We start from the raw sequence: 21274 nt of genomic DNA, 5'->3' as shown, positions 1-21274 counted from the left end.
AGGGGCCGGGGCAGGTTAGGGTCGGGCGACGTGACTTCCCCCAACCCCCCGCGGACGTACTCACCCGCCCTCGGCTGGCTGCTGGCCGTTCCCGCGTTGCTCGGCACCCTCATCACCCTGGTGCTGCCGACCGTACAGACGATCTGGCTCAGCCTGCAGAGCGGCGGCGTCCTGCGGGAGAGCACCTTCACGGGGATGTCCAACTACGGTGAGCTGCTGGGCGGGGACGACTTCTGGCGGGCGCTCGGCTTCACCTTCTCGCTGACCGTGATCCCGCTGCTGGTGGCCGTGGTCGTGGGGCCGCTGCTGGCCCTGGCGCTCGACCGGGCGGGCACGTGGCCGAGGCGGGCGGGGCGGATCGTGCTCTCCCTGGCCGTCGTGTCCTTCTCGCCGGTCGCGGTCGCGGCGGCCTGGCTGCGGGGGCTGATGCCGAACGCGTCCGGCCCCGCCACGCTGGCCGAGGGGCTGCTCGAACCCGCGACCGCGCCGGGGACGCTGCGGCTGATCCTGGCCGCCGGCACCTTCGGCGTCGTGTGCGCGCTGGCCGTGATCGCCTTCCTGCCCGCCCTGCGCGGCGCCGCCCCCGGCCCCGCGACGATCGTCGTCGGGGTGCTCGTCGCGCTCGCCACGGTCGCCGCCGGCCTCCAGACGTTCTCCATCGGCATCGTGCTCACGCAGGGAGGCCCTCAGGGGTCCACAGAGACGCTGGCGGGCCTTCAGTACCACTACGCCTTCAGAATGGCCGATTTCGGCCCTGGTGCGTCCGTCGCGGCCCTCACGGGGGTGATCCTCGGCGTGCTGGGCATCGCCGCCACGGTCGTCGCGGTCGCGTCCCGGTTCCGGATCACGCTGACGCCCGCCGAGAAGACCACGTACGAGGGTGCGGGCGTCTCCTACGGCTCCGGGGACAAGGCCTACGGCTCCGGGGACAATGCCTACGGCTCCGGGGACAAGGCGGTCGCGGGACCGCTTCCCGGTGCCCGGCGGCCGGGGCCCGCGGCGGTGGCGATCGGGGTCGTGGTGCTGATCGTCCTCGTCGCCGTCGCGCTCGTCTTGGCCTGGCCCTGGATCGACGGCGTGCTGGCCTCGCCCGCCACGCCGGCCGGAACCCTGCGCACGCAGGTCCTCACCTGGCCGCCCGCCGTGGCGGGAGCGATCGTGTCGGTCGGCGTGGCGTACCTGGCCGCGCTCGGCATCGGCGGCCTGCGCCCGCTCGGCAGGGGCAGTGAGTGGCTGCTGCTGGCCTTCGCCCCCTGGCTGTTCGTCGGCCCCGGCCCGCTGTCGGCCGCCAACTGGCAGAACATCCGCAACCTCGGCCTGCTCAACTCCCTGCCCGCGCTCCTGCCGCCGCTGCTGGTCAGCGTGCCCGCGCTGTTCGTGCTCACGTTCCTGTGCAAGGGCCTGGCCGAGCGGAACGGCAGGGACTTCTTCGGCGGTGTGCTCCTGCCCTCGCTCCCCATGGCGGGCGTCCTCACCGGCGCCATCACCCTCATGAACGCCCACGACCTGCTCCGGCCGCTCCTGGTGATCCAGGATCCCGAGCTGTTCACCGCGCCGGCCGCCCAGATGCACCAGATCGCCGCCCGCGCCACCACCACCCCCGACGTCGGCGCCGCCACACCGCTGCTCGTCGTCGCCGTCGCGCTGGCCGCGCTGGTGACCGCCCAGCTCCTCTACCTCGACCGGCTCGCCGTGACGACAAAGGATTCGCACGTACGTACCAGGGCTGCGTAGGGTTGGCTGTTTCGCATTGACGTAGATTGGCGGCCCCGTGGACATCCGCGACCTGACATCCGAGCACCTTGACGACGTCCTCGACCTGCGCAGACGCTCGTTCGGCCCGCTGGCCGCCGACAGCCGCGAGAAGTGGCGCAAGGCCGTGCTGCCAACCCTGGCGGAGGGCCGCTACCTGGGTGTGTTCGACGGCTCACGGCTGGCGGCGGCGGCCAGGCTGCGCCAGTTCACGCAGTGGTGGCACGGCAGGCCGCAGCCGATGTCGGGCATCGCGGGCGTCACGGTCAGCCCGGAGGACCGCGGCCGTGGCCTCGGCACCCGTCTCATGCGCGCCGTCATCGAGCGCGGCGCGGAGCTGGGCGACGCGGTCTCCGCGCTCTACCCCGCCACCACGGCGATCTACCGAGGGGTCGGCTACGAGCACGCGGGAGCCCAGCACAACGTGCGGCTGTCCGCCGAGGTGCTGCGCGGGATCCGGCCGTCCGGGCAGGTCAAGCTGCGCAGGATGGGGCCGGGGGACGGCGCGGAGGTCATCTCGGTGCTGCACCGCGTGCACGGGTCGGCCCGGGCCAGCGGCCCGATCTCCTGGGACGAGCGCACCTGGAACCTGTGGCTCGGCGAGGAGGACGACTTCCTCTACCTCGCCGACGACGGTTACGCCGTCTACCGGTGGAAGGGCGGCGACCTGGAGGTCGAGACCATCGCCGCCGCCTCGCCGGAGACCCTGCGGGCGCTGTGGGCGCTGGTGGGCAGCGCGTCCTCGGTCGCCCGTGAGGTCGTCGCCGCCGTGGCGCCCGACGATCCGGTGTTGTGGTTGCTCCGCGAGCGTACGAAGGAGCAGGTCACGCAGGTGCGGTGGATGCTCAGGGTGCTGGACGTGGCCGCGGCCGTCGAACGGCGGGCCTACCCGGTCAGCGCGGCGTGCGAGGCCGTCGTCACCGTGGACGACCCGATCAGGGGCGGGGGCACGTGGCGGCTTGAGATCGCCGGCGGGTCCGGCACGGCCACCCCGGTCCAGGAGAGCGGCGTCACGCTCTCAGCGAACGGATTCTCCGCCCTGTACGCCGGAATCCCCGTCCAGACGCTGCGGCTCAGCGGTCTTATATCGGGAGATGACCGATACGACCAGGCGCTTGAGACCGCCTTCGCGGCCAGGCCGTACATGCTCGACTACTTCTGATGATCGTCACTTGATGCGGGCCCACCCCGGCAGGAGTAAAGTCTCGTGCCGAACAGATGTTCGGCGGCGGGGAGGGCATGCCGGTGCGGGTGATGGGCGTCGATCCAGGGCTGACCCGATGCGGTCTTGGCGCTGTGGAGGGGCGCCCGGGCGCGCCGCTGAGCCTGGTGGCCGTCGGGGTCGTGCGCACGGGGGCCGACGAAGAGCTCGGTGCCCGGCTCGTCGGCATCGAGGCCGGCATCGAGCGGTGGCTCGACGACGTGCGCCCCGACGCGGTGGCGGTCGAGCGCGTCTTCAGCCAGCACAACGTACGGACGGTGATGGGCACCGCGCAGGCGGCCGGGATCGCGGTGTTGTGCGCGGCCCGGCGCGGCCTGCCGGTGGCGCTCCACACGCCTTCCGAGGTCAAGGCCGCCATCACGGGCAGCGGCACCGCCGACAAGAAACAGATCGGCGCCATGGTCACCCGCCTGCTGAGACTCACTGAGATGCCCAAACCGGCCGACGCCGCCGACGCCCTCGCCCTGGCCATCTGCCACATCTGGCGCGGCGGCGCCCAGCACCGCCTGGCCCAAGCCGTGGCCAGAGCCACCGCCACCAAGACCACCCGACGATGACGTCCCCGCCGCGCCGAAGTCCCCGCGCGTTGAGGGGTCTACGCGTGGAGGACCCGCACCCAGAGGGCCGCGCTGGGGGATTTGCGGCCGAGACCTTGCGCCGCAGCCTCTGCGGCGGTGGGAGACTGGCTGCCGGCGCATGGTTCGGGCCAGGCGGCACGAGCTCAGGCGCCGGGCACCCGCACGGGGCCGGTGAGCCAGTGACGAGCGTCCGATCGTCCCCATGGGACACGGGCCCTCGGCGGCGAGATCGGCGGTCGGCGCGTGGCCCGGATCGGGCGGATGCAGCATGTGGCCGCAAGTCGGGCAGGTTGGGCGGGTGTGGCGTGATCCGGCTCATCGGGGCGGGATGCGCTATGACAGAAGCCGGTGAGGTCGATGAGGTCGGTGACGCGGGTGGCGTCGGCGGCGTCGGTGGCGGGAGCGGAATCGTGGTGGGGTCAGTGACAGGAGGTCGGCAGTGATTGCGTCGGTGGCGGGCAAGGTGACGGCGATCGCGCCGGACGGGGCCGTGATCGAGGTCGGTGGCGTCGGTATGCTCACCCACTGCACTCCGGGCACCCTCGCCACGCTGCGCATGGGCGAGGACGCCCGCCTGGCCACGTCCCTGGTGGTGCGCGAGGAGTCACTCACCCTCTACGGTTTCGCCACCGACGACGAGCGGGCCGTTTTCGAGCTCCTGCAGACGGCCAGCGGCGTCGGCCCCAAGCTGGCCCTGGCGATGCTGGCCGTGCACACGCCCAACACGTTGCGGGTCGCCGTCGCCAGTGCCGACCTCAAGGCCCTCACGCAGGTGCCGGGGATCGGCCAGAAGGGGGCCCAGCGCATCGTCCTGGAGCTGAAGGACCGGCTCGGCACCCCCGAGGAGGCCGTCAACGCCGCACTCAACGGAGAGCGGCGGGTGGCGGTGTGGCGGGAGCAGGTCCACTCGGGACTCGTGGGCCTGGGCTACTCCAGCAAGGACGCCGACGAGGCGGTGGCCGCCGTGGAACCGGAAGCCGACGAAGCCGTGGCCGCCGGCCGCCAGCCCCAGGTGGCGACCCTCCTCAAAGCCGCACTCCGATCCCTCAGCATCCGATGACCCCACCCCACGGGCACAGCGCCAAGGTGAGAGCCGAGTGCAACCCGGTGACACCTTCGGACCCCACGGGCACCCTCGGCCCACCCCCAAGCCCCAACCCACCCCCAAGCTGCGGTGCTTGCTCAAGCCCCGGTGCTTGCTCAAGCCTCGACGCCTGCCCAAGCCCCAGCCCGCTGCCCTGCCCAAGCCCGCTGCAAGCGCCTGGCCGGCGCAAGCCTCGGCTCTCGTTCAGGCCACCGTCTGGCGGGCGAGGTCCGGCCCGCGCGCGGGTTCCGGTCGGTGGGGGAGGTCCGGCCCGCGCACGGGTTCCGGTCGGTGGGCGAGGTCCTGCCCCGCGCGGGTTCCGGCTCCGGGCGAGAATCCCGGTTGGTGGGCGAGATCCCGGCCGTGCTCAAGCCCCGGGCGGTGCGAAAGTGACGGTCGGGCGTGATAGCCATGTCGGAGGCGATGCCGATTTCGGTGCTGATTGCGGTACCGCTATTGGGGCCGGATTCGGTGCCGGAGCCGAGATATGGGTGCCGTTCAGGGAGAGGAGGTGTCGGCGTGGGGCTTGAGCGGGAGGAGATTCTCTCGTCCGCCGCCGGAGGCGACGAGCTGCAGATCGAGGCCGCACTCCGGCCCAAGCGACTGGCCGAGTTCATCGGCCAGGGACGCGTGCGTGAGCAGTTGTCGCTGGTGCTGGAGAGCGCGCTGCGCAGGCAGACCCCGCCCGACCACGTGCTCATGAGCGGCTCTCCCGGCCTGGGCAAGACCACCCTGGCCATGATCGTGGCGGCCGAGCTGAACGCCCCGCTCCGGATCACCTCGGGCCCCGCGCTGGAGCGCGCGGGTGACCTCGCGGCCATCCTGTCCACGCTGGCCGAGGGCGAGGTGCTGTTCATCGACGAGATCCACCGGATGGCCAGGCCCGCCGAGGAGATGCTCTACCTCGCCATGGAGGACTTCCGGGTCGACATCGTCGTGGGCAAGGGCCCGGGCGCCACCGCCATCCCGCTCGACATCGCACACTTCACGCTGGTCGGCGCCACCACCCGCGCCGGCCTGCTGCCCGCACCGCTGCGCGACCGGTTCGGCTTCACGGCCCACATGGACTTCTACGAGGCCGCCGAGCTGGAGCAGGTGCTCAACCGCTCGGCCAAGCTGCTCGGCGTCGCCCTGCCCGACGAGGGCGCGCACGAGATCGCCAGGCGCTCGCGCGGCACGCCGCGCATCGCCAACCGGCTGCTGCGCCGCGTGCGCGACTTCGCCGACGTGCGGGCCGACGGCGTGATCGACCGGGAGATCGCCGCGGCGGCGCTCAACCTGTACGAGGTCGACGGCGAAGGGCTCGACCGGCTCGACCGGGCGGTGCTCGGCGTGCTGCTGAAGAAGTTCGGCGGCGGCCCGGTCGGCCTGTCCACACTCGCGGTGGCCGTGGGGGAGGAGCCGGAGACGGTCGAAGTGGTGGCCGAACCGTTCCTCGTACGGCAAGGACTGCTGGCCAGGACGCCGCGCGGCCGGGTGGCCACCGCCGCGGCATGGACCCACCTGGGCATGGCACCGCCACCCGATGCGTTCGGAGCGTCACTTTTCGAGTGATCACAGAACGGTTGCAACCGTTTCAAATTGGGAACTTCCCCGCGCGCCGAAACGCTGCCTCGTTGCCGCGTTTCGCAACAAGCGCCTACACTCCGTGGCTTGGCTGGCTGTGTAGGCTGACGGGCTGAGCGGCGCGGCCCGACGCAACGCACGGAATTTCCGGCGCGAGGCCGGTGTCAACTTCTTGTACGACGATGGAAGGTCGCCCCTTATGGACATGGGACAACTCGGAAGCATCCTGCCGCTGATCCTTCTGGTGGTGGTGTTCTACTTCCTGCTGATCCGCCCTCAGCGCAAGCGCCAGCAGGAAGCGATCAAGATGCAGAACTCCCTGACTCCGGGCACCCGGGTCATGACCACGACGGGCCTGTTCGCCACCGTCGTGGTGGTCGACAATGAGGACGTCATCCTCGAGGTCGCGCCGGGGATCGAAACCCGCTGGGTCAAGGCCGCGATCGGCCGCGTCGTCACCCCCGGCGACGGCCCGGTGGGTGATGACGAGCCGGCCGCTCACCAGGCGGACGGACTCGATGATGAGGGCAAGAAGGAGTCCGAGGCCACCGTGGAGCGCAACGGCGACCAGGACTCCAGCACCAAGCAGTCCTGACTAAGCTCTGCCACAAACCTCTATCCGAAAGAACTGACGACCAGTGGCCCGACCGACCAGCAGCCACAGCCGACCGGGGCGTACGCTCCTCGTGCTTCTGGCGCTCATCCTCGCCCTGGGCGGGACGATGTTCCTGCAGAAGGCGTTCACGCCCAAGCTGGGTCTCGACCTCGCCGGCGGCACCACGGTGACGCTGACTCCCGTGACCCAGAACAACGCCTCCCCGCCTGAGGAGATCCTCGACCGCGCGGTCAACATCATCCGCGACCGGGTCAACGGCACCGGAATCTCCGATGCCGAAGTCGCCAAGTCCGGCGACAACATCATCATCTCCATCCCGGGCGTCGGACAGAGCGAGGCCATCAAGCTGGTCGCGACCACCGCGGAGCTGCGTTTCCGCCAGGTGCTCGCCGCGGAGGCCACGCAGGTCCCGCAGGAGCTGGCCACCAACGCGCCGACGCCGAGCGCCGCGCCCTCGGGCTCCGGCAGCCCGTCCGGGCAGCCCACCACCTCTCCGTCGGGCCAGGCCACGACCGAGTCGTCGGCCAAGCCCTCGACCTCGCAGTCGGCCTCCGCGCCGAGCGCGTCTCCGACGGGCAAGGCGCTGTCATCGGCGCTGACCGAGCAGGCGCTGACCGAGCAGGCGCCCGCATCGTCGGCTTCGGCGCAGGCGCCCGCCGCCGAGCCGTCCGCGCAGCCGTCCGACGCCCAGACCGGCCAGCAGCAGAACAACCGGCAGCAGAACGGCCAGCAGGACAACAACCAGCGTCAGAACGGCCAGCAGGACGGCGAGCAGCAGCAGGGCAAGAAGGGGCAGGAGGCCAAGACCTCTCCGTCGGCCAGCCCCAGCAGCCAGGCCAGCACGCCGCCGCCCGCGCAGGACCCCAACGCCGGCATCGACACCGCGGGCATCGACCCGGCGGTGCTGGCGCAGTTCAACAAGCTCAACTGTGCCGACCCGGCCAACCGCGGCCAGGGTGTTCAGGACGACCCGACGAAGCAGTTCGCGGGTTGCGAGAGCGACGGCAGCTTCAAGTACATCCTCGACGTCGCCAAGGTCGTCGGCACCGACATCGACACCGCCTCGGCGGGCGTCCGCCAGGGCACCACCGAGTGGGTCGTGCAGCTCGACTTCAAGAGCAAGGGCGCCGGTGAGTGGAGCAAGCTCACCACCACCGCGTTCAACTCGCAGGAGCCGCGCAACCAGGTCGCGGTCGTGCTCGACGGCGTCGTCATCACCGCCCCGGTCATCCAGGGCCCGATCCCCGGCGGTCGCGCCGAGATCACCGGCGGCTTCGACCAGGCCAGCGCCACCACGCTGTCGGACCAGCTCAAGTACGGCGCGCTGCCGCTGAAGTTCAACCGCAGCTCCGTCGACACGGTCTCCTCCACGCTGGGCGCCGACCAGCTTCAGGGCGGTCTGGTCGCGGGTCTGATCGGTCTGGGGCTCGTGGTCGTCTACTGCATGCTCTACTACCGCGGCCTGGGCATCGTGGCGGTGCTGAGCCTCGTGGTGGCCACGATCATCACCTACACGTCGGTGGTCGTGCTCGGGCACAACGCCGGCTTCCGGCTCTCGCTGCCGCACATCATCGGCCTGGTGGTCTCGATCGGCATCACCGCCGACTCCTTCATCGTGTATTTCGAACGCATACGTGATGAGATGAAGGAAGGACGGCGGTCGCTACGTGCGGCCGTCGAGGTGGCCTGGGTTCGTGCCCGGCGCACGATCCTGATCGCCGACGCCGTCATGTTCATCGCCGCGATCGTGCTGTACTTCCTGGCGGTGGGCGGTGTGGCCGGGTTCGCGTTCGCGATGGGCCTGACCACGCTGATCGACGTCGTGGTGGTGTTCCTGTTCACCAAGCCGTTCATCGCCCTGCTGGCGAGGATGAAGTTCTTCGCCAAGGGGCACCCGCTGTCGGGCCTCGATTCCGAGCGCATGAGCGACACGTCGGCGGCCGGCCGCAAGACCACTCCGCAGGAGGCCTGAGATGGGACTGGGGCGTCGCCTCTATCGCGGCGAGATCGATGTCGACTTCGTCGGCAAGTGGAGGCTGTGGTACAGCCTGTCGGCGCTGCTGCTGGCCATCTCGGTGGCCGGTCTGGTGTTCAACGGGCTCAACCTGGGCGTGGAGTTCAGGGGCGGCACGATCTTCTCGTTCAAGGCCACTCAGACCTCCGTCGAGGAGGTCCGCGAGGCCGTGCTCGACGAGGGCATCCACCAGGTGATCGTGCAGCAGGCGGGCACCGACGGCTGGCGGGCGACCACCGAGAGCCTGGAGGAGAGCACCAGGGCCGAGGTGCAGAGCAAGATCGCCAAGGAGTTCAGCGTCCCGCTCGACCAGGTCAGCATCCAGGCCATCGGCCCGTCCTGGGGCGGTGAGGTCTCGCAGAAGGCCTGGATCGGCCTGGGCGTGTTCATGCTGGCGATCATCTTGTACCTGTCGATGGCGTTCGAGCCGAAGATGGCGCTGGCCGCCATCGTCGCGCTCATCCACGACCTGGTCATCACGGCCGGCATCTACGCCTGGTCGGGCTTCGAGGTCACGCCCGCGACGCTGCTGGGCTTCCTGACCATCCTCGGTTATTCGCTCTACGACGCGGTCGTGGTGTTCGACATGATCAAGGAGGTCACGGCCAAGCTGGGGCACACGTCCAAGCAGACGTACTCCATGGCGGCCAACAACGCGCTCAACCACACGCTGATCCGCTCGCTGAACACCTCGCTGGTCGCGATCCTGCCGGTGGCGGCGATCCTGTTCATCGGCACCACGCTGCTCGGCGCGGGCACGCTGAAGGACCTGTCGCTGGCCCTGTTCGTCGGCATGATCGTCGGTACGTACTCCTCGTTGTGCGTGGCCACGCCACTGCTGGTGACGCTGAAGGAGCGCGAGCCGAAGTACCAGGCCATCGCCAGGCGGCTGGCCTCCACCGGAGGCGGCGGCAAGGGTGCGAAGGGTTCCAAAAGCGCAGCGGTAGCCAAGAGTTAGCCGCGCGAGTCACGCAGAACCGGCGCCCTCGCCCCTTTCCGGGGCGGGGGCGCCGTCGTATGCCCATTTCCATAAACATCCCGCGGTACGGAGTGGTGCCGGAATGCACCATCATGGAGCGCGGCACACGGCCGGTGGAGAAATGCGAGGGAACGACACCATGACCGAGCTGAGCACGCTGATCCTGGACCGGATCAGGGACGTGCCCGACTATCCCCAGCCGGGCGTCCTGTTCAAGGACATCACCCCGCTCCTGGCCGACCCGGTCGCGATGGCGGCCGTGGTGGACGAACTGGCCGGGTTGCACCAGGTGGACAAGATCGTGGGGATCGAGGCGCGGGGCTTCATCCTGGCCGCGCCGGTGGCCTACCGGGCGTCGGCGGGGTTCGTGCCCGTACGGAAGAAGGGGAAACTGCCTGCCGAGACCCTGGAAGAGTCCTACGATCTGGAGTACGGCTCCGCGACCATCGAGGTCCACCGTGACGCGTTCACGCCCGGCGAGCGGGTGCTCATCGTCGATGACGTACTGGCCACCGGAGGCACCGCGAAGGCTGCCGTGGAGTTGGTGGAGAGGGCCGGAGCCGAGGTCGTCGGCATCGCCGTGCTGATGGAACTGGCCTTCCTCAAGGGCCGCGAACGCCTGCCGGGAGTCAAGTTGCACTCTCTGGTGATCGTCTGAGCGCGGCCCGAGGCGGTCCGGGTTCGCCGCCTGGATACACTGGGGGATCTGGACTCGAAACGTGAGGAGCTTTTTGCGTGAGGAGCCAGTGCGTAGGGAGTCCGTGTGCCCCGTGATGTGGTCGCGCCGGACGTAACCGATGCCGGCAACGCCGCCGAGGCGCCCGGTGTTCCGGCGGTGCGTCGAAGGCGGTTTGGGGGTGGGGCCATGAATCCGGTGCTGGAGCCGTTGTTCCGCACGGTCCGTGCCACCCATCCCAAGGCCGACCTGCGCCTGATCGAGCGGGCCTACGACGTTGCCGCCTATCACCACCGCGATCAGAAGCGGAAGTCCGGCGACCCGTACATCACCCATCCGCTCGCCGTGGCGACGATCCTGGCCGAGCTCGGCACCGACGACGAGACGTTGTGCGCGGCGCTGCTGCACGACACGGTGGAGGACACCGCCTACAGCCTCGACGAGCTGCGCGGTGACTTCGGCGACACGATCGGGTCCCTGGTCGACGGCGTCACCAAGCTCGACAAGGTCAAGTTCGGCGACGCCGCGCAGGCCGAGACCGTACGCAAGATGGTCGTCGCCATGTCGCGCGACATCCGGGTGCTGATCATCAAGCTGGCCGACCGCCTGCACAACATGCGCACCATGCGTTACCTGCCGGAGCACAAGCGCCACCAGAAGTCCCGCGAGACGCTGGAGATCTTCGCCCCGCTGGCCCACCGCCTGGGCATGAACACGATCAAGTGGGAGCTGGAGGATCTCGCGTTCGCCATGCTCTACCCCAAGCGCTACGACGAGATCGCGCGCATGGTGTCGGAGCGGGCGCCGCGCAGGGACCTGTTCCTGCAGGAGGTCATCGAGAAGGTCTCCGGCGACCTGCGCGAGGCGAAGATCCGCGCGGTGGTCAAGGGCCGGCCGAAGCACTACTACTCGGTCTACCAGAAGATGATCGCCCGCGACGTGGCGTTCGACGACATCTACGACCTCGTGGGCATCCGCGTGCTGGTCGACAGCGTGCGTGACTGCTATGCCGCCCTCGGCACCATCCACGCCAGGTGGAACCCGGTGCCGGGCCGGTTCAAAGACTACATAGCGATGCCCAAGTTCAACATGTACCAGTCGCTGCACACCACGGTGATCGGTCCCGAGGGCAAGCCGGTGGAGCTGCAGATCCGCACCCACGCGATGCACCACAGGGCCGAGTACGGCGTGGCCGCGCACTGGAAGTACAAGGAGGAGGTCGGCGCCCCCGGCCCCGCGGGCAAGGTCAAGCCGGGCAGCGACATGGCCTGGCTGCGCCAGCTCCTGGACTGGCAGAAGGAGACCTCCGACCCGGGCGAGTTCCTGGAGTCGCTGCGCTTCGACCTGTCGGTCTCCGAGGTCTACGTGTTCACCCCGAAGGGCTCGGTCATCGCCCTGCCCGAGGGGGCCACGCCGGTCGACTTCGCCTACGCGGTGCACACGGAGGTCGGCCATCGTTGCATCGGCGCCAGGGTCAACGGCCGGCTGGTGCCTCTGGAGTCGCGGCTCGGCAACGGCGACACGGTGGAGATCTTCACCTCCAAGTCGCCGGACGCCGGGCCTTCGCGTGACTGGCTGAAGTTCGTCAAGTCGGGCCGGGCCCGCAACAAGATCCGGCAGTGGTTCTCCAAGGAGCGCCGCGAGACCGCGATCGAGGCGGGCAAGGAGGCCATCGGGCGGGCCATGCGCAAGCAGGGCCTGCCGCTGCAGCGGCTGATGTCCGGCGAGGCGCTGCTGGCGCTGGCCCGCGACCTGCGCTACCCCGACGTGTCCGCGCTGTACGCGGCCGTGGGGGAGGGGCACATCGCGGCCCAGACGGTCGTGCAGAAGCTGGTGAGCTCCATCGGCGGCGTGGACAGCGCCGAGGAGGACATCGCCGAGACCTCGCTGCCGACCAGGCCGCGCGGCCGTCCCCGTGGTGGTGGCGGCGCGGGCGTGGTGGTGGCGGGCGACGCCGACGTGTGGGTACGCCTGTCGAAGTGCTGCACCCCGGTGCCCGGCGACGAGATCGTCGGTTTCGTCACCCGGGGCCACGGCGTGTCGGTGCACCGGGGCGACTGCACCAACGTGCAGTCGCTCAAGTCGCAGCCGGACCGCCTGGTCGAGGTGAGCTGGTCGCCGAGCGACGACAGCGTGTTCCTGGTGGCCATCCAGGTGGAGGCGCTGGACCGGCCGCGTCTGTTGTCCGACGTCACCCGTACGCTGTCCGACCAGCACGTCAACATCCTCAGCGCCTCGGTGACGACCTCACGCGACCGGGTGGCGATCAGCAAGTTCACCTTCGAGATGGGCGACCCCAAGCACCTGGGGCACGTGCTGAAGGCCGTACGCAACATCCAGGGCGTCTTCGACGTCTACCGGGTGAGCGGCGCCGGCGGCTGAGCCATAGAGGGTTCAGCTCCGGCGCAGGTCGGGCAGATTGACCAGGAGCCGTAAAGAGCTCAGCTCCGGCGCAGGTCGGGCAGATTGACGTAAAGAGCTCAGCGCTGGCGCAGGTCGGGCAGGTTGACCACTATGGCCTCCTGCGTGCTGCGTGCGATCACCACGACCGCCTCCTGCGACGGGTCGGGATTCTCCTCGCGATGAGGCACGTACGGCGGCACGAACACGTAGTCGCCGGGCGCCGCGTCGATGCGCCGCTCCCGTCCGTCCTCCAGGAACACGAACGACGGCCTGCCGCTGACCACGTAGATGGCGGTCTCGGAGGCCCCGTGGTGGTGGTCGGACGAGCGGGTGGCGGGGGCGACGTGCGTCTGGCCCATCCACAACCGCGACGAGCCGGTCGTGGCCCCGCTGACGGCGGCCAGCCGCCGCATGCCGCTGCTTTGCGCCGTTTCGCCCGAGAGCGTCCCTGAGGGCACGTGACCCAGCGGCCGGTGGAAAGGGTCCCCTTGGGTCCTGTAACCCTCCCAGAGGCGTCCTCCGGCCCGCGCGAGCACGTCCGAGGCCACCGCGGCCAGCCGGGCCGGGTCATCGCGGGTGGCCAGCAGCTCATCGGCCAGCTTGGCATCGTGCGTGCGCAACTCCCGCAGCAGCCACTTGCCGTTGCCCTGCCACGCGCGCCCCACGCCCAGCGCCATCCTGGCGGTGGCCTGGACGACCTCCCAGGCGATGAACGTGAGCTCGCCCGGGTCCGTCGCGCCCGAGAGGTCGTCCAGCAGGTCGGACAGCACGTACCGGAAACGCTCGGCTTGGTCGGTGGTCAGCCCCGACGGGCCCGCCGCCAGTTGCTCGGCCAGCGTGCTCTGCAGGTCGCTGGCCCGGCCGCCCGTCCTGTCGGCCACCACCGCGCCGTCGGCGCAGATGCGGGCCAGCGTCGGCCGGCGCAGGTCGAAGCCCTTGTCGATGTAGGCGGCCAGGCTGGTCTCGCTGTGCACGAACAGCTCGACCGGCCACTCGTGCCAGCGCAGCGTCTCGTGGTAGGGACGGGGCAGGCCGTCCAGGACCACCACGACATCGAGGTCGGAGGTGCCGGTGCGGCGCTCGGTGAGCACGCTGCCGCCGACGTAGGCGTACAGGGCGCCGGGGAACATCTCTTCGACGAAGGCGCGCGCGGCCGTGACGGGGTCCATGCCCGCCAGCCTAGATCCCGGGCCCCGTCGCGCGCCGCCCGATCCGGCGACGGCGGCCCAGGTCAAAGATGGCGCCGCGGCGGGAAGCCGCACGATGGCGCCGCGGCGGGAAGCCGCACGAGGGCGCAGAGCCGATGGCGGCCCGCGACCAGATCCGGCGTGGGGCCCTGTGACGGCCCCGCGCCGGATCTAGCTGAACTCGGTCAGCGTGCGCTCGGCCTCCGCCAGCCACGAACGGCGGGCGGTCAGGGCCTCCTCGGCCTCCTTGACGTCCTTGGCCCGCCCGGCGGCCTGAGCCTTGGACAGCCGCTTCTCCAGCTGCTCGATCGAGGTGCGCAGCTGGTCCACCGTGCTCTGCGCGCGGGCCCTGGCCTCGGGGTTGGAGCGCTTCCACTCGGCGTCCTCGGCCTTGCGCACGGCCTCGTCCACCTTGCGCAGCCCGCCCTCCAGCCGGTCACGCTGCTCGCGCGGCACGGGTCCCGCGGCCTCCCAGCGCTCCAGGATGTGCCGCAGCGCGCCCCTGGCCGTGCGTACGTCGGTGACCGGCAGGATCTTCTCGGCCTCGGCCAGCAGCTCCTCCTTGACCACCGCGTTGGCGGCCAGCGAGGCGTCGCGCTCGGCGAAGACCGCCGAGCGCGCCTGGAAGAACTGGTCCTGCGCGGCCTTGAAGCGGCCCCACAGCTCGTCCTCGGCCTCGCGGGAGGCCCGGCCCGCGTTCTTCCACTGCTGCATCAGCTCGCGGTAGATCGCCGCCGTGGCGCCCCAGTCGGTCGAGTCCGCGATCGCCTCGGCCTCGGCGACGATGCGCTCCTTGGCCGCGCGTACGCCCTCGCGCTGCTCGTCCAGCCCCGCGAAGTACTGCTTGCGCCGCTTGGCGAACGCGGTGCGCGCGGCCGAGAGCCGCTTCCACAGCGTGGCCTCGGTGACCCGGTCGATGCGGTCGGCGGCCTTCCACTCCTCGACGAGCTGACGCAGCCGCTCGCCACCCGACTTCCAGTGGGTGGTCTCCTCCGCGATGCGCTCGGCCTCGCCGACGATGCGCTCCTTGACCGTCCTGGCCTCGGCCCGCGCGTGCTCGCGGGCCACCTTGACCTCCTCGCGGCGCTGGGCCACGAGCTCGGTCAGGCCGTCCAGCCGCCTCGTCAGCGCGCCCAGGTCCCCGATGGCGTGCGCGTCGGCGACGGCCTCACGCAGCTTGGCGATGTTCGCCTCGGCCTGGGCCGGAGCCAGATCGGTGCCCCTGACGCGCTGTTCGAGCAACTGCACCTGGCCGGCCAGCTCGTCGTACTTGCGATGGAAGTAGGCCAGTGCCTCTTCGGGCTCACCGGCCTGCCAGGAGCCGACGGCCCGTTCTCCCTCAGCCGTACGCACGTAGACGGTGCCGTCGTCGTCTACCCGGCCCCACGGGTCGGTGCTCACCGTGTCCTCCCGCACTATCCATCAGACCCTTCGGGACTACTTCGTCCCTAGTTTGTATTACGTCAGCTCTTGCCGGCGATTGTCACGTCTTTGATTTCAACGGTTTCCTTTGGCGCTCCTGTCCCATCTTGGCCGCCCTGGATGACGCCTGCTTTGTTCACCTTGTCCAGGATGTCCAGCCCCTTGGTGATCGTACCCACAGGCGTGTAATCCGGGGTGAGTCCGATGTCCCCGTAAACCAGGAAGAACTGGCTGCCCGTGGAACCCGGGGCCTGCGTTTTGGCCATCGCCATCACACCGCGCTTGTACTGGGCTCCTTCGAGATTCTCCTCGGCCATCACGTAACCCGGGCCGCCCGAGCCGTCCTGGCTCTTGCCGTCGGCCTTCGCGGTCGGGTCACCGCATTGAAGCATCGGGAACTGCTGGTTGCCCAGCCTGTGGCACTTGCTGCCGTTGTAGTAGTTCTTCTTCGCCAGGAACTCCAGCGAGTTGGTCGTGCACGGAGCCTTGGCGTTGTTCAGCTCCACCACGATGTCGCCCTGGTTCGTCTTGAACGTCATCGTCTTGGTCGCCGGCTCGGTCTTGACCTTCGTCGGCGGCGTGCCGACATCCTTGACCTGACCGCCGGTGCTGTCCTTGGCGTAGTCGCACGTGCCGGTCTTGGCGTCGTACGGCTTGGGCCCCGTGGGCGCCGAGGCCGCCGTGGTGTCGGCGGGTGTCGCCGACGGCGAGGCGGCCGCCTCCGTGCCCGTGTCGTTGCCGCCGAGCAGCGCGACCGCGGCCACGATGCCGCCGACCACGATCACCACGCCCACGGTGGAGCCGATGATTGCTGTGCGCTTGGCCTTCTGCTCGCGCTCGACGCGGCGCTGCTGCTGCCGCTCGTAGTGCTCACGTGCCAGCTGCTTCTGCCGGTCCTTCCCCGTGGACACCGCTTTGCCTCCCATAGTCAATCAACTGAGGTGGGCGAATCGTATCGGCCAACGGGTAATGATTCGCAGCCCGGCGACCCGCACCGGTACCCTTCGGTTACATTCCCATTGGCTTTTCGACGAGATCACCTGAGGCAGATGCTCATCGCCGGCTTCCCCGCAGGGGCCTTCCAGACCAATTGTTACGTCGTCGCGCCCGCCGCGGGCGAGGAGTGCGTGATCGTCGATCCAGGTCAGGACGCGGCCGGAGGCGTCGACGAGCTGCTGCGCGAGCACCGGCTCAAGCCCGTCGCGGTCCTGCTCACCCACGGCCACCTCGACCACGTCTGGTCGGTGGCCCCCGTCTGCGGCGCGCGCGACGTGCCCGCGTGGATCCATCCCGAGGACCGTCATCTGCTCAGCGACCCGGCCGCCGGCTGGTCCGACACCAGCGCCGAGTTGTTCGGCGGGATCACGCTGAGCGAGCCCGACGATGTGCGCGAGCTGTCCGACGGCGCCGTGCTGGAGCTGGCCGGCCTCGAACTCGTGGTGGACCACACGCCCGGCCATACCAGGGGGTCGGTGAGCTTCCGGCTGCCCGGAGACGAGGTCATGTTCTCGGGCGACCTGCTGTTCGCCGGCTCCATAGGCCGTTCAGACCTTCCCGGCGGCGACTATCCGACGATTTTGCGCAGCCTGGCCGCCAAGTGCCTGCCGCTGCCTGACGATACGGTCGTCCTGCCGGGCCACGGACCACAGACCACGATCGGCCGCGAGCGCGCGACCAATCCGTACTTGAAGGAAGCAGCGCCGCACGCCGGTCCCACACGAGGGATCTAATGACTTTCCAAGCACCCAAGGGCGTCAAGGAGTACGTCCCACCGCAGGCGTCGACGTTCTACGCGATCCGCGGGGCGTTCGCCGAGACGGCCAGGCGCGCGGGGTACGCCTACCTGGAGACCGCGGTCTTCGAGGACACGCAGCTGTTCGCGCGGGGCGTCGGTGAGTCCACCGACGTCGTCAGCAAGGAGATGTACACCTTCACCGACCGAGGCGGCAGATCCCTGACGCTGCGCCCGGAGTTCACCGCCGGCGTGCTGCGCGCGGTCCTGGAGTACGGCCTGCACCGCGGCCAGCTCCCGGTCAAGGTGTGGACCGACGGGCCGGTCTTCCGCGCGGAGGCGCCGCAGGAGGGCCGCTACCGGCAGTTCTACCAGCTCGACCTGGAGGCCATCGGCAGCGAGGACCCGGCGGTTGACGCCGAGACCATCGCGCTGGCCTGGCAGTGGTACACCGCGCTCGGCCTCACCCAGGTCAGGCTGCTGCTCAACTCGCTGGGCTGCGCGGAGTGCCGCCCGCTCTACCGGGCGCGGCTGCAGGACTTCCTGCGCGGGCTCGACCTCGACGAGGCCACGCGGGCCCGGATCGACATCAACCCGCTGCGGGTGCTCGACGACCGGCGTCCCGAGGTGCGCGCGCAACTGGAGAACGCGCCGCTCATCGGCGAGCACCTGTGCCCCGACTGCAAGGCCTACCACGACCGGGTCAAGCAGCTCCTGGCCGACCTGGGCATCCCGTGGGAGGACCAGCCCCGGCTGGTGCGCGGCCTCGACTACTACACCCGCACCACGTTCGAGTTCGACCACCCCCTGCTGGGCGCCCAGTCCGGCATCGGCGGCGGCGGCCGCTACGACGGGCTGTCGGAGGCCATCGGCGGGCCGCGCCTGCCCGGCATCGGCTTCGGGCTCGGCCTCGACCGCACCGTCATCGCCATGGAGCGCGAAGGTGTGACTCTCGATGTCCCGGCCCGCTGTGAGGTGTACGGTGTGGCGCTGGGCGACGAGGCGGCGCGGGCGATGTTCAAGCTCGTGAGCGAGCTGCGCGCGGCCGGTGTCGCCGCCGACATGGCCTTCGGTGGCAAGGGGCTCAAGGGTGCGATGAAGGGCGCCGACCGTTCCGGTGCCCGCTTCGCGCTGATCCTGGGCGAGCGTGACCTGGCGGCCGAGGCCGTGCAAGTGAAGGACCTGTCCACCGCTGAACAGACCGAAGTGCCGCTGGCCCAGGTCGTAGATGTCTTGAAGGGGAAAGTGCAGTGATCCGCACGCATACCGCCGGGTCGCTCCGTGAGGAGCACGCCGGGCAGCAGGTGACGCTCGCAGGATGGGTGGCCCGCCGCCGTGACCACGGCGGTGTCGTCTTCATCGACCTGCGTGACGCCTCCGGCTCGGCCCAGGTGGTCTTCCGCGAGGAGGACCACGCCCACGACCTGCGCGCCGAATACTGCGTGCAGGTCGTCGGCCAGGTCAGGGTGCGCCCCGACGGCAATGAGAACCCCGAGCTGCCGACCGGCGCCATCGAGGTGGTGGCCGAGCGGGTCGAGGTGCTGAGCGAGTCCGCGCCGCTGCCGTTCCCGATCGAGGGCAACGTGGGGGTGTCGGAGGAGGCGCGGCTGAAGTACCGCTACCTCGACATCCGCCGCCAGCAGGTGGCCACCGCCATGCGCACCCGCTCCAAGGCCACGTACCTGGCCAACGAGGTGATGCACGACCTCGGCTTCGTCTACGTCGAGACGCCCACGCTGACCCGCTCCACGCCCGAGGGCGCGCGCGACTTCCTGGTGCCGGTACGCCTGCAGCCGGGCAACTGGTACGCCCTGCCGCAGTCGCCGCAGCTGTTCAAGCAGCTCCTTCAGGTGGCCGGCCTGGAGCGCTACTACCAGCTCGCCAAGTGTTACCGCGACGAGGACCTGCGGGCCGACCGGCAGCCGGAGTTCACCCAGATCGACGTCGAGATGTCCTTCGTGGACCAGGAGGACGTCATCGAGGTCGGCGAGAAGCTGATCGGCCGGCTGTGGAAGGAGATCGCCGGGTACGAGCTGCCGCTGCCGCTGCCGCGCATGACGTACGCCGACGCCATGTCCCGCTACGGCTCCGACAAGCCGGACCTGCGCTTCGGCCAGGAGCTGGTCGAGATGACCGGCTACTTCGCCAACACGACGTTCCGCGTCTTCCAGGCGGCCTACGTCGGCGCCGTCGTCATGCCGGGCGGGGCCTCCCAGACCCGCAAGGAGCTCGACGGCTGGCAGGAGTGGGCACGCTCGCGCGGCGCCAAGGGCCTGGCGTACGTGCTCGTGCAGGAGGACGGCACGCTCGGCGGCCCCGTCGCCAAGAACCTGTCGGAGCAGGAGCTGGGCGGGCTGGCGGAGAAGGTCGGCGCCAAGCCGGGCGACGCGATCTTCTTCGCGGCCGGCGCCAAGGGCTCATCCCGTGACCTGCTCGGCGCGGCCCGCCTGGAGATCGGGCGGCGCTGCGGCCTGATCGACGAGTCGCAGTGGTCGTTCCTGTGGGTCGTGGACGCCCCCATGTTCGAGGAGACCGACGACGGCGGCTGGACGGCCGTGCACCACCCGTTCACCGGGCCGAAGCCGGAATGGGCCGACAACTTCCAGGACCACCCCGGCGAGGCGCTGGCCTACGCCTACGACATGGTCTGCAACGGCATGGAGATCGGCGGCGGCTCGATCCGTATCCACCGGGCCGAGATGCAGCAGCGCGTGTTCGACGTGCTGGGCATCTCCAAGGAGGAGGCGGAGAGCAAGTTCGGCTTCCTGCTTGAGGCGTTCAAGTACGGCCCGCCCCCGCACGGCGGCATCGCCTACGGCTGGGACCGGATCTGCATGTTGCTGTCGGGCGGCGACTCGATCCGTGACGTGATCGCGTTCCCGAAGACGGCCTCCGGGTTCGACCCGCTCACGGGCGCGCCCACGCCGATCACGGGGGACCAGCGCAAGGAGGCGGGCGTGGACGCCCGGCCCAAGGCCGAGGTGTAGCCACCGCACGGCACTCTTCACGCGAAAGCGGCGGGCGCCACCGGCATGGTGGCGGCCGCCGCTTTCGTGCGAGGTCCCCTACTTCAGGGTGACCTTCTTGATGACGACCGGGTTCTTCGGCGCGCTGGAGCCGCCGTCGCCCGTGACGTCGTCGGGGTTGGTGATCACACCCTCCTCGGCGACCTTCTCGATGATCTCCAGCCCTGACTTGACCATGCCCAGAACCGAGTAGACCGGGTCGATCTGGGTGTTCTCATCCGACAGCGAGATCGCGAACTGGCTGCTGTTCTGCCCGGCCGCGTCCAGAGGCTGGGTCAGGAACACCACGCCCCTGCCGTAGGGCACCACGCCCACGGCCTCGTCCCCGTAGACGTACCCGGCCGTGCCCTGGCCGTCCGTCGGGTTCTTGCCGTCGGCCTTGGCCAGCGGGTCGCCGCACTGCAGCAGGAACAGGCCGGAGGTCTCGGGCTTGGCCAGGCGGTGGCACTTGTTGCCCTTGTAGAAGTTCTTCTTCGCCAGGAAGGCCATCGAGTTGACCGTGCACGGGGTGGCGTTCGGGTCCACCTCGATGACGATGTCACCGTGGTTGGTGGCCACCGTCATCTCCTTGAGCTTCAGGTTGGGCCTCTTGGGCGGGAGCCCCACGAACTTGTTCGGCACCGAGTCGTCGCGCTTGTAGGTGCAGTTGATGTCCTTCGCCTTGCGCGGCGCGGTGGTGCTCGGCAGCGTCGTCGGGATGGGTGCCTTGGACGAGGCGGAGGCAGAGGGCGTGCTCTGCGCCGCGGCGGTGCCCGCGCTGTCGTTGCCCACCAGGGTGGTCGCGGCGAAGATGCCGCCCGCGACCACGACGACGGCCACGACCGCGCCGATGACGGTGTTCCGCTTTCCCTTGGGGTTCTGCTCGGCCGCCCGCTTCGCCTGCCGTTCCTTGTGCGCCCGCGCCAGCTCTGACTGGCGGTCGTCTTCGTTCTGGCGGTCGTCGCCGCTCACCGCTATCTCCTCGTCTTTGCCATGCCATGACCAAACAACTCCGCGCATGCTACCGGCCTCGGATAT

General features: G+C 70.0%; 17 protein-coding genes. 13 read left to right on the top strand and 4 right to left on the bottom strand.

Features of this window, described 5'->3' with window-relative positions; all coding sequences use genetic code 11:
- Positions 1–30 precede the first annotated feature (30 nt).
- The 10 genes from AB0I81_RS47690 (at position 31) to AB0I81_RS47645 (ending at position 12869) form a co-directional block, all read left to right on the top strand.
- Positions 31–1734 (top strand): sugar ABC transporter permease, encoded by a 1704-nt coding sequence (locus AB0I81_RS47690; RefSeq protein ID WP_360672758.1) that lies wholly within the window; start codon positions 31–33, stop codon positions 1732–1734.
- A 37-nt stretch (positions 1735–1771) separates the two neighbouring features.
- Positions 1772–2914, top strand: a complete 1143-nt coding sequence (locus AB0I81_RS47685) for a GNAT family N-acetyltransferase (protein ID WP_360672755.1) — start codon at positions 1772–1774, stop codon at positions 2912–2914.
- A gap of 83 nt (positions 2915–2997) precedes the next feature.
- Positions 2998–3531 (top strand): crossover junction endodeoxyribonuclease RuvC, encoded by a 534-nt coding sequence (gene ruvC, locus AB0I81_RS47680; RefSeq protein WP_360672942.1) that lies wholly within the window; start codon positions 2998–3000, stop codon positions 3529–3531.
- A gap of 460 nt (positions 3532–3991) precedes the next feature.
- Positions 3992–4612, top strand: a complete 621-nt coding sequence (ruvA, locus tag AB0I81_RS47675) for a Holliday junction branch migration protein RuvA (RefSeq protein WP_360672752.1) — start codon at positions 3992–3994, stop codon at positions 4610–4612.
- A gap of 543 nt (positions 4613–5155) precedes the next feature.
- Positions 5156–6190 carry a Holliday junction branch migration DNA helicase RuvB gene (gene ruvB, locus AB0I81_RS47670; protein ID WP_360672749.1) on the top strand — a complete coding sequence of 345 codons (1035 nt, stop codon included), beginning with the start codon at positions 5156–5158 and terminating at the stop codon, positions 6188–6190.
- 217 nt (positions 6191–6407) lie between these two features.
- Complete coding sequence (gene yajC / locus AB0I81_RS47665; protein WP_360672746.1) at positions 6408–6797, top strand: preprotein translocase subunit YajC; 390 nt, start codon at positions 6408–6410, stop codon at positions 6795–6797.
- Between the two features lie 91 nt (positions 6798–6888).
- A complete protein-coding gene (gene secD / locus AB0I81_RS47660; protein WP_360672743.1) occupies positions 6889–8790 on the top strand; it encodes a protein translocase subunit SecD in 1902 nt (633 codons plus the stop codon).
- A 1-nt stretch (position 8791) separates the two neighbouring features.
- A complete protein-coding gene (gene secF / locus AB0I81_RS47655; protein ID WP_360672740.1) occupies positions 8792–9790 on the top strand; it encodes a protein translocase subunit SecF in 999 nt (332 codons plus the stop codon).
- Positions 9791–9950: 160 nt separating this feature from the next.
- A complete protein-coding gene (locus tag AB0I81_RS47650; protein ID WP_360672737.1) occupies positions 9951–10469 on the top strand; it encodes an adenine phosphoribosyltransferase in 519 nt (172 codons plus the stop codon).
- 207 nt (positions 10470–10676) lie between these two features.
- A complete protein-coding gene (locus AB0I81_RS47645; protein ID WP_360672735.1) occupies positions 10677–12869 on the top strand; it encodes a bifunctional (p)ppGpp synthetase/guanosine-3',5'-bis(diphosphate) 3'-pyrophosphohydrolase in 2193 nt (730 codons plus the stop codon).
- Positions 12870–12967: 98 nt separating this feature from the next.
- On the opposite strand, the gene AB0I81_RS47640 is transcribed toward AB0I81_RS47645, so the two are convergent.
- The 3 genes from AB0I81_RS47640 to AB0I81_RS47630 form a co-directional block, all read right to left on the bottom strand.
- Positions 12968–14059: a cupin domain-containing protein gene (locus AB0I81_RS47640; protein ID WP_360672732.1), complete on the bottom strand. Its 1092-nt coding sequence runs from the start codon at positions 14057–14059 to the stop codon at positions 12968–12970.
- Positions 14060–14248: 189 nt separating this feature from the next.
- On the bottom strand, positions 14249–15478 hold the full coding sequence (locus AB0I81_RS47635) for a DUF349 domain-containing protein (RefSeq protein ID WP_360672729.1): 1230 nt from the start codon (positions 15476–15478) through the stop codon (positions 14249–14251).
- A 62-nt stretch (positions 15479–15540) separates the two neighbouring features.
- On the bottom strand, positions 15541–16410 hold the full coding sequence (locus AB0I81_RS47630; protein WP_360672726.1) for a peptidylprolyl isomerase: 870 nt from the start codon (positions 16408–16410) through the stop codon (positions 15541–15543).
- A gap of 138 nt (positions 16411–16548) precedes the next feature.
- Between AB0I81_RS47630 and AB0I81_RS47625 the strand changes: the two genes are divergently transcribed.
- From AB0I81_RS47625 to aspS, 3 genes are read left to right on the top strand one after another with little or no spacing between them, the layout of a single operon-like run.
- Positions 16549–17229, top strand: a complete 681-nt coding sequence (locus AB0I81_RS47625; protein WP_360672723.1) for an MBL fold metallo-hydrolase — start codon at positions 16549–16551, stop codon at positions 17227–17229.
- Positions 17229–18485, top strand: coding sequence for a histidine--tRNA ligase (gene hisS, locus AB0I81_RS47620; protein WP_360672721.1), 1257 nt, complete (start codon positions 17229–17231; stop codon positions 18483–18485). The genes AB0I81_RS47625 and hisS overlap by 1 nt, the downstream gene beginning before the upstream one ends.
- Positions 18482–20218: an aspartate--tRNA ligase gene (gene aspS / locus AB0I81_RS47615; RefSeq protein ID WP_360672718.1), complete on the top strand. Its 1737-nt coding sequence runs from the start codon at positions 18482–18484 to the stop codon at positions 20216–20218. The genes hisS and aspS overlap by 4 nt, the downstream gene beginning before the upstream one ends.
- Positions 20219–20296: 78 nt before the next feature.
- Here aspS and AB0I81_RS47610 read toward each other — a convergent pair whose 3' ends face one another.
- On the bottom strand, positions 20297–21208 hold the full coding sequence (locus AB0I81_RS47610; protein ID WP_360672715.1) for a peptidylprolyl isomerase: 912 nt from the start codon (positions 21206–21208) through the stop codon (positions 20297–20299).
- Positions 21209–21274 lie beyond the last annotated feature (66 nt).

It is taken from the genome of Nonomuraea sp. NPDC050404 (assembly GCF_040655495.1).
Taxonomy (GTDB): domain Bacteria; phylum Actinomycetota; class Actinomycetes; order Streptosporangiales; family Streptosporangiaceae; genus Nonomuraea.
This window is presented reverse-complemented; position numbering and strand designations above follow the sequence as displayed.

What these genes read in the sequence shown, in the direction of transcription:
- yajC (WP_360672746.1), top strand. Translation starts at nt 6,408, where the DNA reads ATGGGACAACTCGGAAGCATCCTGCCGCTGATCCTTCTGGTGGTGGTG.
- secF (WP_360672740.1), top strand. Translation starts at nt 8,792, where the DNA reads ATGGGACTGGGGCGTCGCCTCTATCGCGGCGAGATCGATGTCGACTTC.
- AB0I81_RS47650 (WP_360672737.1), top strand. Translation starts at nt 9,951, where the DNA reads ATGACCGAGCTGAGCACGCTGATCCTGGACCGGATCAGGGACGTGCCC.
- AB0I81_RS47645 (WP_360672735.1), top strand. Translation starts at nt 10,677, where the DNA reads ATGAATCCGGTGCTGGAGCCGTTGTTCCGCACGGTCCGTGCCACCCAT.
- AB0I81_RS47640 (WP_360672732.1), bottom strand. Translation starts at nt 14,059, where the DNA reads ATGGACCCCGTCACGGCCGCGCGCGCCTTCGTCGAAGAGATGTTCCCC.
- AB0I81_RS47625 (WP_360672723.1), top strand. Translation starts at nt 16,549, where the DNA reads ATGCTCATCGCCGGCTTCCCCGCAGGGGCCTTCCAGACCAATTGTTAC.
- hisS (WP_360672721.1), top strand. Translation starts at nt 17,229, where the DNA reads ATGACTTTCCAAGCACCCAAGGGCGTCAAGGAGTACGTCCCACCGCAG.